The 13,311-nt window shown below is 72.7% G+C and carries 12 protein-coding genes; 8 read left to right on the top strand and 4 right to left on the bottom strand.

Features of this window, described 5'->3' with window-relative positions; genetic code table 11:
* Positions 1-40: 40 nt before the first annotated feature.
* A complete protein-coding gene (locus AB0K02_RS07915) occupies positions 41-655 on the bottom strand; it encodes an antibiotic biosynthesis monooxygenase (RefSeq protein WP_365991454.1) in 615 nt (204 codons plus the stop codon).
* A 258-nt stretch (positions 656-913) separates the two neighbouring features.
* A complete protein-coding gene (locus AB0K02_RS07910; protein WP_017948713.1) occupies positions 914-1,117 on the bottom strand; it encodes a cold-shock protein in 204 nt (67 codons plus the stop codon).
* 300 nt (positions 1,118-1,417) lie between these two features.
* Here AB0K02_RS07910 and AB0K02_RS07905 point away from each other — a divergent pair, with 300 nt between their 5' ends.
* The 7 genes from AB0K02_RS07905 (at position 1,418) to AB0K02_RS07875 (ending at position 10,314) form a co-directional block, all read left to right on the top strand.
* On the top strand, positions 1,418-2,299 hold the full coding sequence (locus tag AB0K02_RS07905; RefSeq protein WP_365991453.1) for a menaquinone biosynthesis protein: 882 nt from the start codon (positions 1,418-1,420) through the stop codon (positions 2,297-2,299).
* Positions 2,300-2,384: 85 nt separating this feature from the next.
* Positions 2,385-4,046, top strand: a complete 1,662-nt coding sequence (locus AB0K02_RS07900) for a serine/threonine-protein kinase (protein ID WP_365991452.1) — start codon at positions 2,385-2,387, stop codon at positions 4,044-4,046.
* A gap of 100 nt (positions 4,047-4,146) precedes the next feature.
* Positions 4,147-5,346: a cyclic dehypoxanthinyl futalosine synthase gene (gene mqnC, locus AB0K02_RS07895; RefSeq protein ID WP_365991451.1), complete on the top strand. Its 1,200-nt coding sequence runs from the start codon at positions 4,147-4,149 to the stop codon at positions 5,344-5,346.
* Positions 5,347-5,353: 7 nt separating this feature from the next.
* Positions 5,354-5,953 (top strand): hypothetical protein, encoded by a 600-nt coding sequence (locus AB0K02_RS07890; protein ID WP_365991450.1) that lies wholly within the window; start codon positions 5,354-5,356, stop codon positions 5,951-5,953.
* 233 nt (positions 5,954-6,186) lie between these two features.
* Positions 6,187-6,885: a demethylmenaquinone methyltransferase gene (locus AB0K02_RS07885; protein WP_365991449.1), complete on the top strand. Its 699-nt coding sequence runs from the start codon at positions 6,187-6,189 to the stop codon at positions 6,883-6,885.
* Positions 6,886-6,915: 30 nt separating this feature from the next.
* The gene (locus AB0K02_RS07880) at positions 6,916-7,827 is read left to right on the top strand and encodes a glutaminase (protein ID WP_365991516.1); all 912 of its coding nucleotides are present in this window, start codon (positions 6,916-6,918) and stop codon (positions 7,825-7,827) included.
* 96 nt (positions 7,828-7,923) lie between these two features.
* Entirely contained in the window at positions 7,924-10,314 is a 2,391-nt protein-coding gene (locus AB0K02_RS07875; RefSeq protein WP_365991448.1) for a hypothetical protein, read from the top strand.
* Here AB0K02_RS07875 and AB0K02_RS07870 read toward each other — a convergent pair.
* Positions 10,301-10,834 carry a GNAT family N-acetyltransferase gene (locus AB0K02_RS07870; RefSeq protein ID WP_365991447.1) on the bottom strand — a complete coding sequence of 178 codons (534 nt, stop codon included), beginning with the start codon at positions 10,832-10,834 and terminating at the stop codon, positions 10,301-10,303. The genes AB0K02_RS07875 and AB0K02_RS07870 overlap by 14 nt on opposite strands.
* 122 nt (positions 10,835-10,956) lie before the next feature.
* On the opposite strand from AB0K02_RS07870, the gene AB0K02_RS07865 reads away from it, so the two are divergent.
* Complete coding sequence (locus tag AB0K02_RS07865) at positions 10,957-12,243, top strand: geranylgeranyl reductase family protein (protein ID WP_365991446.1); 1,287 nt, start codon at positions 10,957-10,959, stop codon at positions 12,241-12,243.
* On the opposite strand, the gene AB0K02_RS07860 is transcribed toward AB0K02_RS07865, so the two are convergent.
* On the bottom strand, positions 12,209-13,210 hold the full coding sequence (locus AB0K02_RS07860) for a helix-turn-helix domain-containing protein (RefSeq protein WP_365991445.1): 1,002 nt from the start codon (positions 13,208-13,210) through the stop codon (positions 12,209-12,211). The two genes, AB0K02_RS07865 and AB0K02_RS07860, sit on opposite strands and share 35 nt — an antisense overlap.
* Positions 13,211-13,311: the final 101 nt, after the last annotated feature.

Below are 13,311 nucleotides of genomic sequence, written 5' to 3'. Positions count from 1 at the left end.
CGGCTCGCCGTTCGCCCCGTCCGGTCGGCGGTGCCCGGTGTCAGGACGGCGGCGGGCTCTCCACCATGACCACCTCGAACTCCTCCAGCGACCGCAGGGTCGCCCGCGCCCTGCTCGTGGCTTCGCCCCGCATCGCGGCGACGGGAGTGCGCGAGGCCGCGAGGCTGTCCTTGTCGGCGTAGATCGTGCCCACCGCGGCGCGTCCGGCAGCGCGGTCGACGAGGAGCGATCCGCCGAGGAAGCCGGGCATGGTCCGCAGCCGCGGCAGGACGCCGTTCTCGAAGGCGTCGACCAGGCGGTCCGCGTCGGACGGGGCCACATCCAGCCGGACCAGCCGGAAGCGGGCTCCCTCGGGGACCGACTCCGCGCGGGCCGCGACCGCGGCCTCCCAGTTGTCGACCGTCACGGTCGTCGCGAACGACGACAGCACCCGGGCGCGCAACTGCCCCATGCGGTCGGCGCTCGCGCGCATGGCCGCTTCGTCCTCCCACCACGTCCCGGTCACCAGCTTGCCGAGCTCGCGGTCCGCGAACATGCCCGCGCCCCGGAAGCCGGGCTCCTCGGCGAGCTGCTGCCTGCCTTCCGTGGTCAGTGCCCGCACGGCCTCGTCGAGCGTGGCCGGATCACCTGTCGCATACGTCGTACGAACGAACATGGCTCCATGCGACGGCCGGTCCGCCCGGCAGGCAAGGCGGTCCGGGCGTTCGGGTGACGGCCTCACCCTCCGTACGTCGCGCCGTGACGTGGACGGGCGGAGATCCGAACGGGACGGCGCGGCGGAGATCGACGCGCTGTGCGCGGAGCCGCCGGCCGGGCGGCAGCACCCGCTCGGGGAAAGGGCAGGAGCCCCGTTCCGCAGGGAACGGGGCTCCTTGGTGGTGCTAAGTCGTGCGCGATCGCCGACCCGTGGCCGTCAGGCCGGGGTGACGTTCTCCGCCTGCGGGCCCTTGGGGCCCTGGGTGACGTCGAAGTTCACGACCTGGTTCTCCTCGAGGGAGCGGAAGCCGGTCGCGTTGATCGCGGAGTAGTGGACGAAGACATCCGGGCCGCCGCCGTCCTGGGCGATGAAGCCGAAGCCCTTTTCAGCGTTGAACCACTTGACGGTTCCGGTAGCCATAAGCCCTCCTATGGGCCAAAGGGTTGCCCTGCTCCAGAACCTGCAAGAAGTCTGAAAACTACAAAAGCCTGCGGGTTACATGCTCCGCAGGCTCTGTACTGCAAGGGAAACCAAACTGCAACTTGCGTCGAGCCTAGCACGCAGCGTGCGCACAGCGGTAGAGGGAAAGATCACGTCACCCGGACGTTTGATTCGGCGTCCGTGGCGCTGACGAAGCGCAGTTCGGAGGGGCCGCGCGGGGGGAGACCACCGCGCGGACCCGGCGCGTACGGCCGCAGGAGTCGGGTCTAGCCTCACGATGTGGACAGTCACGGTGAAAGCACAGCAACCGACATCCGTCGCAGCCGGCCGCGCGTCGGCCACATCCAGTTCCTGAACTGTCTCCCTCTTTACTGGGGGCTTGCCAGAACGGGAACTCTTCTCGACCTGGAACTGACGAAGGACACCCCCGAGAAGCTCAGTGAGCGCCTGGTGCACGGCGAACTCGACATCGCGCCGATCACCCTCGTGGAATTCCTTCGCAATGCCGACGACCTCGTCGCATTCCCCGACCTCGCCGTCGGCTGCGACGGCCCCGTGATGTCCTGCGTGATCGTCTCCCAGCTGCCGCTGGAGCAGCTGGACGGAGCGCGCGTCGCGCTCGGGTCGACCTCCCGCACCTCCGTGCGCCTCGCGCAGCTGCTGCTCGCCGAGCAGTACCGGGTGGCGCCCGACTACTTCACCTGCCCGCCGGACCTGGGCGTGATGATGCAGGAGGCGGAGGCCGCCGTCCTCATCGGGGACGCCGCGCTGCGCGCCTCCCTGCACGACGCGCCCCGCCTCGGCCTGCGGGTCCACGACCTCGGGCAGATGTGGAAGGACTGGACCGGGCTGCCCTTCGTCTTCGCCGTCTGGGCCGCGCGCAAGGACTACCTGGCCCGTGAGCCGGTCGTCGTGCACCAGGTGCACGAGGCGTTCCTCGCCTCGCGCGACCTCTCCCTGGAGGAGGTCGGCAAGGTCGCCGAGCAGGCGGCGCGCTGGGAGAGCTTCGACGCGGAGCTGCTGGAGCGCTACTTCACCACGCTGGACTTCCGCTTCGGGCCCGAGCAGCTCGCGGGCGTACGGGAGTTCGCGCGCAGGACGGGGCCGACCACCGGCTTCCCGGCCGATGTGAACGTGCAGCTGCTCGACGGCCACCGCTGACACCCCACCCCCTAGGCTGTGGGCAGTCTGTCGACCGGACGGTCTGTGCCAGGGCCTTGGCGCCAGGGCTGACGGGGGAGTTGAGATGCAGCCGCTGGATCCGGGTGAGCCGCGCGTCATCGGTGCGTACCGGCTGCTCGGCAGACTCGGTGCGGGCGGGATGGGCCGCGTCTATCTGGGGCGCAGCGCGGGCGGCCGCACGGTCGCGGTGAAGGTCGTCCATCCGCACTTCGCGCTCGACGACGAGTTCCGGGCGCGGTTCCGGCGCGAGGTCGAGGCCGCGCGCCGGGTGGGCGGGGAGTGGACCGCGCCCGTCCTGGACGCCGACCCCGACGCGCCCGTGCCCTGGGTCGCGACCGGTTACGTCGCCGGCCCCGCCCTGTCCCGGACGATCGCCGACCACGGGCCGCTGCCCACGCCCTCGGTGCGCGTGCTGGGCGCCGGGCTCGCGAGGGCGCTGTCCGCCGTGCACGCGCTCGACCTGGTGCACCGGGACGTGAAGCCGTCGAACGTGCTGCTCGCCCTGGAGGGCCCGCGGCTGATCGACTTCGGGATCGCGCGCGTCACCGAAGGCACGGCGTCGCTCACCTCCACCGGCGTCTCGGTCGGCTCGCCGGGCTACATGTCCCCCGAGCAGATCCTCGGCAGGGGCGTCACGGGCGCGGCCGACGTGTTCTCGCTGGGCGCGGTCCTGGTGTACGCGGCGACCGGTGAGGCACCCTTCCCCGGCGACTCCTCCGCCGCGCTGCTCTACAAGGTGGTGCACGAGGAGCCCGAACTCGGCGCACTGGACGACGGCATACGGGATCTGGTGAGCGCCTGCCTGGCCAAGGACCCGGCGGCGAGGCCGACCCCCGCCGAGGTCGCGGAAGAACTCGGCGACGGCGACGGGGCGGGCTGGCTGCCCGGCCCGGTGGTGGAGGAGATCAGCCGCGCGGCGGTGGACCTGCTGCATCTGGAGTCCTTCCCCGCGGGGCCCGTCGCACCCGCGCTCCCGGACCCGGCGGCCTCCGGCCCGGTCGCGTTCTCCAGCCCGGCCCTCGGCGTCTTCGGCCCGCCGGTCGAGCCGGACGCGGCCGCCGCACCGTGGGGCAGGCCGGCGCCGGCCGCCGATCACGAGGCCGCCACGGCCTCGGGCACGTCCCGCCCGGCCGACGGCGGCGGCGTCTCCCTCTCGGCGAGCGGCGGCCGCAAGGGCCGCGGGGTCAGCTGCACGCTCGCCCTCACCGTGGCCGGCGCGCTCGCGGCCGTCACCGTCGGCAGCGGCTTCCTCCTCGACCTGTGGCCGGGCCGCGGCGGCGGCGAACAGGGCGGGAACGACGCGGCCCAGCCGCCGCCCGCCGCGTCCGCGTCCCCCTCCCCGAGCAAGGGCGACGAGGTCCCGGCGGCGTTCCTCGGCACCTGGTCGGGGCCCGCGACCGAACGGTCCGGTCTGCCGCACGGCACCGTGACCGTCACGTTCACCGAGGGGACGAAGGGGCAGGACGTCGTCCGCAGCACCAACGCGATCTCGGTCCTGGGGGTGAGCGTCGAGTGTTACGGCGTCGGCAGGCTCACCTCGGCCACCTCCCGGACGGTCCGCATCGAGGAGCGCGCCGACCCCGAGCGCGAGGGCACGGCCGGCAAGTGCACCGGCGGGAAGGCGGTGTTGGTGTTCACGCTCGCCGACGACGGCACCCTGCGCTACCGGTCCCACGAGGAGGCCGCGGGCACGCCGACCGCGACGCTCACGAAGGTGCGCCGCTGAGCGGGCGCGGGACGGGGAGGCCCGCGGCCGGGTGCCGGGGCCGTGGCGTAGCCTGGATCGGTCCGTAGATCCACAGAAAACCGCCGAAGGGTGACGCCCGGTGACCGAGAAGGCCGACCTTCAGCCCGTCCTGGACCGTGCCGCCGCAGGCGGGCGGATCACAGCCGAGGAAGCGCTCGACCTCTACCGCTCCGCGCCGCTGCACGCGCTGGGCGCGGCGGCGGACGCCGTGCGCCGGCGCCGGTACGCGGGTACGGAGCACATCGCGACGTACATCATCGAACGCAACATCAATTACACCAACGTGTGCGTCACGGCCTGCAAGTTCTGCGCCTTCTACGCCCCGCCGAAGGACACCGCCAAGGGCTGGACCCGCGACCTCGACGACATCCTGCGCCGCTGCGCGGAGACCGTCGAACTCGGCGGCACGCAGATCATGTTCCAGGGCGGCCACCACCCCGACTACGGCGTCGAGTACTACGAGAAGCACTTCGCGGCCATCAAGAAGGAGTTCCCGCAGCTGGTGATCCACTCGCTCGGCGCGTCCGAAGTGGAGCACATGGCGCGGATCTCCGGCGTCGGCGTCGAGGAGGCGATCACCCGCATCCACGCGGCCGGCCTCGACTCCTTCGCGGGCGCCGGCGCCGAACTGCTGCCGGAGCGTCCCCGCAAGGCGATCGCACCGCTCAAGGAGTCCGGTGAGCGGTGGCTGGAGATCATGGAGATCGCGCACGGCCTCGGCGTCGAGTCGACGTCCACGATGCTGATGGGCACGGGCGAGACCAACGCCGAGCGGATCGAGCACCTGCGGATGATCCGCGACACGCAGGACCGCACGGGCGGCTTCCGCGCCTTCATCCCGTACACGTACCAGCCCGAGAACAACCACCTCAAGGGCCGCACGCAGGCGACCCTGTTCGAGTACCTGCGCATGATCGCGATCGCGCGTCTGTTCCTCGACAACGTCGCGCACATCCAGGGCTCCTGGCTGACCACGGGCAAGGAGGTCGGCCAGTTGTCGCTGCACTACGGCGCGGACGACCTCGGCTCGATCATGCTGGAGGAGAACGTCGTCTCCTCGGCCGGCGCCAAGCACCGCTCCAACCGCATGGAGATCATCGACCTGATCCGCAAGGCGGGCCGCGTGCCGGCGCAGCGGACGACGACGTACGAGCACATCGTCGTGCACGAGGACCCGGCGGACGACCCGGTCGACGAGCGCGTGGTCTCGCACATCTCGTCCACGGCGATCGAGGGCGGGACGGCGCACCCGGAGCTGAAGCTGCTCAGCGCCAACTGAGGCGGCCGTGCTGACGATTCACGTCGCCGAGGCGTCGCTCGGGACCGCGGTCCTCGTCGACGGCGCGTACGTCGCGGCCGTCGGCCCCTACGAGGAGCTGGCCGCCGCGCATCCGCAGGCGCGAGTGCGGCGGTGGCCCGGCATCCTCACGCCCGGACTGCTCAACCCGTACGGACCCGAGCTGCTCGAAGGGGCTTATCACCCGGACCCCCGCGAGGCCGAGGAGTTCGGGACCGAACCGATCACGGGGGAGCGGGCGCGGGCGATCTTCCGCGCCGACCCCGCGCGGCGCGGCGCCAGTGCGCGCCGCGGTGTGCAGCGGTTGCTGGCGCACGGAACGGTGGCCGTCGCCGGTGAGCTGCGCGGCCGGGCCGCCCTGGACGCGGTGCGCCGGGCCGGGCTCGCCGTGGGACAGCGTCCTCAGGAGCTGCCGGGCCCTGCGTCCTTCTCACCGACGCCGCTCGTTCTGCTGCCCCGCCTGGTGCCGGGCGGGCCGGCACGGTTCGCCGTGTTCGACGTGCCGGACCGGGCGGCGCTGGTGCGGCGAGGTGCCTCGACGTGCGTGGCGACGGTGCTGGCCGGCCGTCTGGTGTACCGCCGGAAGTGAGCCCGGCGGCCGCGCACCCGAAGCGCCGCGTCGGGCCGCCCGCACGCCGAGGGCTCGGCCCGGTCGTCACCGGCGCCGTCACTGCCAAGGGCCCGGTCGTCACCGGCGCCGCCAACGGCAAGGGCCCGGCCGGCGCCTTCCAGCCCGCCCGGCAAGCCCCCGGCCGACGGCGTCGGGGCGCCTGCCAGAATGGGCGAGTACGCCCCTTCCCGAATCTGCGAGGCCGAACGCCAGTGACCCGCGCAACCCTGGACAAGCAGCCGCACGAAGTCGCCTCGATGTTCGACGACGTGGCGGCGAACTACGACCTCACCAACGACGTGCTCTCGCTCGGCCAGGACCGGCGCTGGCGCAAGGAGGTCGCCAAGGCCGTGGACGCGCGGCCCGCGCAGAAGGTCCTCGACCTCGCGGCCGGTACCGGCACCTCCTCGCTGCCGTTCACCGCCACCGGCGCGTACGTCGTCCCGTGCGACTTCTCCCTCGGCATGCTCCGCGAGGGCAAGAAGCGCCACCCGTGGCTGCCGCTGACCGCGGGCGACGCGACGAAGCTGCCGTTCGCCGACGACGTCTTCGACGCCGTGACGATCTCCTTCGGACTGCGCAACGTGCAGGACACCGACCAGGCGCTGCGCGAGCTGTACCGGGTCACCAAGCCGGGCGGGCGTGTGGTCATCTGCGAGTTCTCGCACGCGACATGGGCGCCGTTCCGCACCGTGTACGAGGAGTACCTGATGCGGGCCCTGCCGCCCGTCGCCCGCGCGGTGTCCTCCAACCCGGACGCGTACGTCTACCTCGCCGAGTCGATCCGCAGCTGGCCCGACCAGCCCGCACTCGCCCGCAGGATCCAGCAGGCCGGCTGGACGAAGGTCGCCTGGCGCAACCTGTCCGGTGGCATCGTCGCGCTGCACCGCGGCACCAAGCCGCAGCAGTAGGCAGCAGGCGTGGAACACCAGTCCGTCGCCGTGGACTACCAGGCGGTTCTGGAGCAGATCGCGCAGGACGTCGCCCCACTGGTCGGCAGCGGCAGGCCCGCCGAGTACATCCCGGCCCTCGCCGGGGTCGACCCGCACCGCTTCGGCATGGCCGTGGCCGACCTGCAGGGCAACGTGTACGGGGTCGGTGACTGGCGCCACCCGTTCTCGGCACAGTCGATCACCAAGGTCTTCACGCTCGCGCTCGCGCTGGCCGCCGGCGGCGACGCCCTGTGGCAACGGGTGGGCCGCGAGCCCTCGGGCAACCCCTTCAACTCGCTGGTGCAGCTGGAGTACGAGAACGGCATTCCGCGCAACCCGTTCATCAACGCCGGCGCACTCGTCGTCACCGACGCGCTGCAGACCCTCACCGGCGACGCCAGCAGCGAACTGCTCGAATTCCTGCGGGAGGAGAGCGGGAACAAGGACCTCGCCTTCGACCCCGAGGTCGCCGAGTCGGAGTCGGCGCACGGCGACCGCAACGCGGCGCTCGCCCACTTCATGGCCTCCTACGGCAACATCGCGAATCCCGTCCCGGCCCTCCTCGACCACTACTTCTGGCAGTGCTCGATCGAGATGAGCTGCGCCGACCTGACGCTCGCCGCCCGCTTCCTGGCCCGGCACGGGCTGCGCGCGGACGGCTCGCGGCTGCTGACCCGCAGCGAGGCCAAGCAGATCAACGCGGTGATGCTCACCTGCGGCACGTACGACGCGGCCGGTGACTTCGCCTACCGCGTCGGTCTGCCCGGCAAGAGCGGGGTCGGCGGCGGCATCGTGGCCGTCGTGCCGGGCCGCTGCACGCTGTGCGTGTGGAGCCCGGGTCTCGACGCGCGGGGCAACTCGGTGGCCGGGGTGGCGGCGCTGGACAGGTTCACGACGCTGACGGGGCTGTCCGTGTTCTGAGGCGGGAACCGGCGGCCGGCAGGATGAGTCCGTTGCTTACGTGCTCCTCATGGAGCGTCAACTTCCCTCCCCGCACGCTGCTTTCGGAGTTCCAGCATGGCGTCGTACTGCGGCCACTGTGGTGCCCCGTCCCCGGACGAGGCCCGCTTCTGCATGACATGCGGCAAGGAGCGGCCGGCCGAGACCGCCCCGCCGGTGCCCGTTTCCGCGCCGGTGCAGGACCCGGCGCCCGTGCCGCCCCCGCCCGCGTACGGCCCCGGTCCCGCCGCGCCCTCGCCCGTGGCGGCCTTCTTCCGGCGGGCTCTGCGCGGCGACTGGGCGGCATCGGTGCGGGCCGCGCTCTGGCCGACCGGTCTGCTGCTCGTGCTCGCGGCCGCGCTGGCGATCCCGTCGTACGGGCAGGAGGACGACGTCGTCGTCGGCTTCAGCGACCGGATGCGGATCGCCCTCGCCCTGCTGATGCAGGGCTTCGGCGGCGGGTTCGAGCTGAAGGCGTCCGACGGGAGCGGGTTCGGCATTGGAGAGTCCGACGGCGGGCACTTCGGCTGGGGGGACTCCTCGGGCGGTTTCGGCGACGGTTACGGCGGCTCGGGCTTCTCCGGCTCCGGCACGGACGCCGTGACTCAGGGCATCGCGTCGCTCTCGCTCGTCCCGCTGACCGTCACCGTGCTGTGGACCGCCGCGCTGTGGGCGGGAGCGCGGATGCTCCGTGCGCGCGGCGCCGGGCTCGAAGCGGCCGTGCGCGTCTCACTGGTGGTCACCGCGGCCGTCCTCGCGCTCGGCCTGTTCGCCCAGCCCGAGATCGCGGGCGTCGAGGTGTCCTCGTCACCGCTGCTCGCGGCGCTCGGCGCGCTGGTGCTCTCGCTGGCCGTGACGGCCGGGGTGCTCCAGCGCGACGCCCTCGCCGCGTGGCCGGCGCAGTGGCCCGCCGTCCGGTCCGCGGTCCGCGCCTTCGGCACGGCGGTCCGCGCGCTCGCCTCAGTCGTCGCGCTGTGCTCGCTGACCGGCTTCGCGGTGTACGCGGCCAACGACGACGTGGACGGCACGGCCCTGCTGACGGCGCTGCCGATCCTGCCGAACATCGGCTTCACCGTGCTCGGTCTGGGCTGGGGCGTGCCGGTGACCTACCACGTCCGGGGCGACGCCGTCTTCTTCGGCTGGGGCTCCGAGCACGGCAGTTTCGGCCTGGGCGAGATCGCCGACGTGTGGGGCGGCGGGGCGGTGGCGGGAGCGGTGGCGCTCGGCGTCGTCTCCGCGCTGATCCTGGGTGTGTGGGCGGCGCGCCGTTCGGCCGACCGGCGCGAGCAGTGGCTGGCGGCGGCGTTCGTCCTGGGGCTGCTGCTGCTGTTCACCGGGGTCAGCGGAGTCTTCGCCGAAATGGCGGGCGGGCTGTCCGGCCTCCGCGGACAGGGCGTCGTCGAGATCGCGCCGAGCGTGCCGGACACGCTGCTGTTCGGGCTGCTGTGGGTGGGCGGCGCGACGTTCGTCGCGTCGTTCCTGCCCGGGCGGCCCGGACCGCGGCCGACGGCGCAGGCGACGCCGTACACCCCGCCGCGGATGCCGCACGGGGCCGGGGCGGCGGCCGCACCGGCGCCGTACGCACCGGGACCGCCCGCGCCCGGCCCGGAGGCGGGTGGTCCGCAGGCGGGCGGTCCGCAGGCCCCGGCGGCCGCTGCGCCCGGCGGCGGTCCGCACGACCCGTACACCGTGCACCTCGGCGCGCCGGCGGCGTCCGGCACCGTGCCGCTGCCCGCCGGACAGGGCGGAGGAGCCACGGGGGACCGCAGGCGCAAGGTCCTGCTGTGGACGGCGACGCTCACCGCCGCGTTCGCCATCGGCGGCGGGGCGACGGCCGGGCTGCTGATCTGGCAGGACCGGCAGGACGAGGGTCACGCGCCGCCGACGCGGGACCGGCGGTCCGCGCCGTCCGCGCAGAGTCCGGACGCCGGGCCGCAGGCGACGCCGCCGCCCGCCGCCTCACCCACCGCCTCGCCCTCGGCCACGACTTCGCCGCCGGCCCCGCCCGACGGCACGCTCCCCGCCGGCTTCGCGATGCGTGAGGACCCCGCCGGGTTCAGCGTGGGGGTCATGGAGGGCTGGACCCGGCGCCAGGCCGGCAGCCAGGTGTTCTACGAGGCGCCCACCGGAGGCGAGTACCTCCAGATCGGCATCATCCGGAACACCCCGATGAACTCGTACGAGAACTTCACCGGCCTGGAGAAGAAGCACCTGGCGGACGCCGAGAGCGACTACCGGCGCCTGCACCTGGAGAAGAACACCTACCAGGGCCGCCCCGGCGCGCTCTGGGAGTTCACGCACATCCCCGAGCCCGACGAGGGCGGCCTGGTCCGCCACGTCATCGACCAGGCCTTCGTCGCCGCCGACGGCACCGAGTACGCGATTCTCGCCGCCGGTCGCGCCGACCGCTGGGACCCGGACAAGGACCTGGTGTTCTTCACGGCGCTCGCCACGTTCAGGGCCGGCTGAGGCCGTCCGCCAGCTCCAGCCGGAAGCAGTAGCCGATCTGCTGCGACACCGGGGTCGTGAACGTCTCGGCGAGCTCCATCCCGAGCCGCCGGACCACGGCGAGGGACCGCTCGTTGCGGGAGTTCACCATGGCCACCACGCGCTCCACACCCGCCGCCCGCACCCGCTGAAGGGTGGTGCGGGCGGCGGCCGTGGCGTAGCCCCTGCCCCAGGCGGAGCGGGCGAGCCGCCAGCCGATCTCGATCTCGCCGACCGGCCCGAAGTTCTCGTGCGGCCACGGCTGCGCGCCCGTGAAGCCGACGACCTCGCCGTGCTCGTCGAGGATCGTCCAGAAGCAGAAGCCGTGTTCGGCGTCGTGCCTGCGCTGCCGGGCGGTGAGCTCCTCGTACACCGACAGCTCCGCCGCCCTGCCCCCGTGGAACTCCATGACCTCCGGGTCGTCGAAGACCCGGTGCCAGGCCAGGGCGTCCTCGTCGGTCGGGACGCGCAGTTCGATGGCGGGGAGCGGCCTGCTGCTCATGGAGGAGCCCTTCGGTCGGCGGAACTGATCGCCCCCATAGACTGCCCATGTCCTGTGCCGTTCGGTACGCAATGTCGAAACCGAACCGATCGAACCGCATCGAATCTTCGGGAGAATCCGCCGTGACCGAAGCCCTTACCGAGCACACTGCCGATGTGATCGTCGTCGGGGCAGGCCCGGCCGGCTCCACGACCGCGTACTACCTGGCCAAGGCCGGACTGGACGTCCTCCTCCTGGAGAAGACCGCGTTCCCGCGCGAGAAGGTCTGCGGCGACGGCCTCACCCCCCGCGCGACCAAGCAGCTCGTCGCGATGGGCATCGACATCTCGGAAGAGGCCGGCTGGCTGCGCAACAAGGGCCTGCGGATCATCGGGGGCGGCGTGCGCCTCCAGCTGGACTGGCCGGACCTCGCCTCGTACCCGGACTACGGCCTCGTCCGCAAGCGCGACGACTTCGACGAGCAGCTGGCGCGGCAGGCGCAGAAGGCGGGCGCGCGCCTGTACGAGCGCTGCAACGTGGGTGCGCCGATCGTCGACGACCGCACCGGCCGCATCACGGGCGTGCACGCCAAGCTGGGCGAGGACAAGACGCCGGTCACCTTCCACGCGCCGCTCGTCGTCGCCGCCGACGGCAACTCCTCGCGCATCTCCCTCGCGATGGGCCTGCACCGCCGTGAGGACCGCCCGATGGGCGTCGCGGTGCGTACGTACTTCACCTCCCCGCGCCACGACGACGACTACCTGGAGTCCTGGCTGGAGCTGTGGGACCGGCGCGGCCCGGGCGAGGACCGGCTGCTGCCCGGCTACGGCTGGATCTTCGGCATGGGCGACGGAACCTCCAACGTGGGCCTGGGCGTCCTCAACACCTCCGCGTCCTTCAAGGAGCTGGACTGGCGCGAGGTGCTCAAGGCGTGGTGCGCCTCGATGCCGGAGGACTGGGGCTACACCGAGGAGAACATGACGGGCCCGATCCGCGGCGCGGCCCTCCCCATGGCGTTCAACCGCCAGCCGCACTACACGAAGGGGCTGCTGCTGGTCGGCGACGCGGGCGGCCTGGTCAACCCGTTCAACGGCGAGGGCATCGCCTACGCGATGGAGTCCGGCCAGATCGCGGCCGACGTCATCGTCCAGGCCCACGCCCGCCGGACCCCGGCCCAGCGCGAACTCGCCCTGCACGGCTACCCGAAGGTCCTCAAGGACACCTACGGCGGCTACTACACCCTGGGCCGCGCCTTCGTGAAGCTGATCGGCAACCCGAAGGTCATGAAGGTCGCCACCCAGCGCGGCCTGACGCACCCGCTGTTGATGAAGTTCACGCTGAAGATGCTGGCGAACCTGACGGACCCGACGGGCGGCGACGCGATGGACCGCATCATCAACGGCCTGTCGAAGGTGGCCCCGAAGGCGTGAACGCCCGGCGGTAGTCGCTGGGGGAGACCCCGAGCGCACGGGTGAAGTGGTGGCGCAGATTGGCCGCGCTGCCCAGCCCGCTGCGTTCGCCGACCTGCTCGACGGGCAGTCCGGTGGTCTCCAGCAGTGTCTGCGCCCGTGCGAGCCGCTGCGCGAGCAGCCAGCGCAGGGGCGTGGTGCCGGTCGCCGCCACGAGGCGGCGGTGGAAGGTGCGGGGGCTCATCCGGGCCCGACGCGCCAGTTCGTCGACGGTCAGCGGCCGGTCGAGATGCTCCGAGGCCCACTCCAGGACCGGCCCGAGACTGTCGTCGTCGGTCTCGGGCACCGGATGCTCGATGAACTGCGCCTGCCCGCCGGAGCGATGGGCGGGCACGACGAGCCTGCGGGCGAGCTGCCCCGCGACGCGTGCTCCGAGGTCCCGGCGCACGAGATGCAGGCACAGGTCCAGGGCGGCGGTCGCGCCCGCGCTGGTCAGGATCCGGCCCTCGTCGGTGTAGAGGACCGAGTCGTCGACGATCACCTCGGGATGGCGGGCGGCGAGTTCCCGGGTGTGCTGCCAGTGCGCGGTGGCGCGCCGGCCGTCGAGCAGTCCGGCGGCGGCCAGCGCGAACGCCCCCACGCACAGCGAGACCATGCGGGACCCGGCCGCGGCGGCGGAGCGCAGGGCCTCGACGAGGCGCTCGGGCACCGGCTCGTCGCCGTCGACGCATGACTGGGGCACGGAGGGCACGATCACGGTGTCCGCGCCGACGAGGCCGTCGAGCCCATGGGTCGTACGGATCCCGAAGACACCGCCGGCCGGTCCCGGGTCGTCGCCGCAGAGCCGGAGCTCGTACCAGGGGTCGAAGAGGTCGGGGTGCGGGACGCCGAACACCGTGCAGGCGATGGTGATTTCGTACATCTCCCACAGGGAGAGGCCGAGGCGGGTGTCGGGGACGACGGCGATCGCGACGACTCCTGGGCTCATGCCGAGACTCTACGGCAGGAATTTTGCGGAGGGGGTCAGTCCTGCCACTGTCGTGCGCGAAGGCCCGTTGCGAGGCTGGAACTCCCATCGGAACGAATGCG

It is taken from the genome of Streptomyces sp. NPDC049597 (assembly GCF_040675505.1).
In the GTDB taxonomy this organism is placed as follows: domain Bacteria; phylum Actinomycetota; class Actinomycetes; order Streptomycetales; family Streptomycetaceae; genus Streptomyces.
This window is presented reverse-complemented; position numbering and strand designations above follow the sequence as displayed.

Excerpts from the sequence above, each read along its gene's own strand:
- AB0K02_RS07915 (WP_365991454.1), bottom strand. The coding sequence starts at position 655 with ATGTTCGTTCGTACGACGTATGCGACAGGTGATCCGGCCACGCTCGAC.
- AB0K02_RS07910 (WP_017948713.1), bottom strand. The coding sequence starts at position 1,117 with ATGGCTACCGGAACCGTCAAGTGGTTCAACGCTGAAAAGGGCTTCGGC.
- AB0K02_RS07900 (WP_365991452.1), top strand. The coding sequence starts at position 2,385 with ATGCAGCCGCTGGATCCGGGTGAGCCGCGCGTCATCGGTGCGTACCGG.
- AB0K02_RS07875 (WP_365991448.1), top strand. The coding sequence starts at position 7,924 with ATGGCGTCGTACTGCGGCCACTGTGGTGCCCCGTCCCCGGACGAGGCC.
- AB0K02_RS07870 (WP_365991447.1), bottom strand. The coding sequence starts at position 10,834 with ATGAGCAGCAGGCCGCTCCCCGCCATCGAACTGCGCGTCCCGACCGAC.
- AB0K02_RS07860 (WP_365991445.1), bottom strand. The coding sequence starts at position 13,210 with ATGAGCCCAGGAGTCGTCGCGATCGCCGTCGTCCCCGACACCCGCCTC.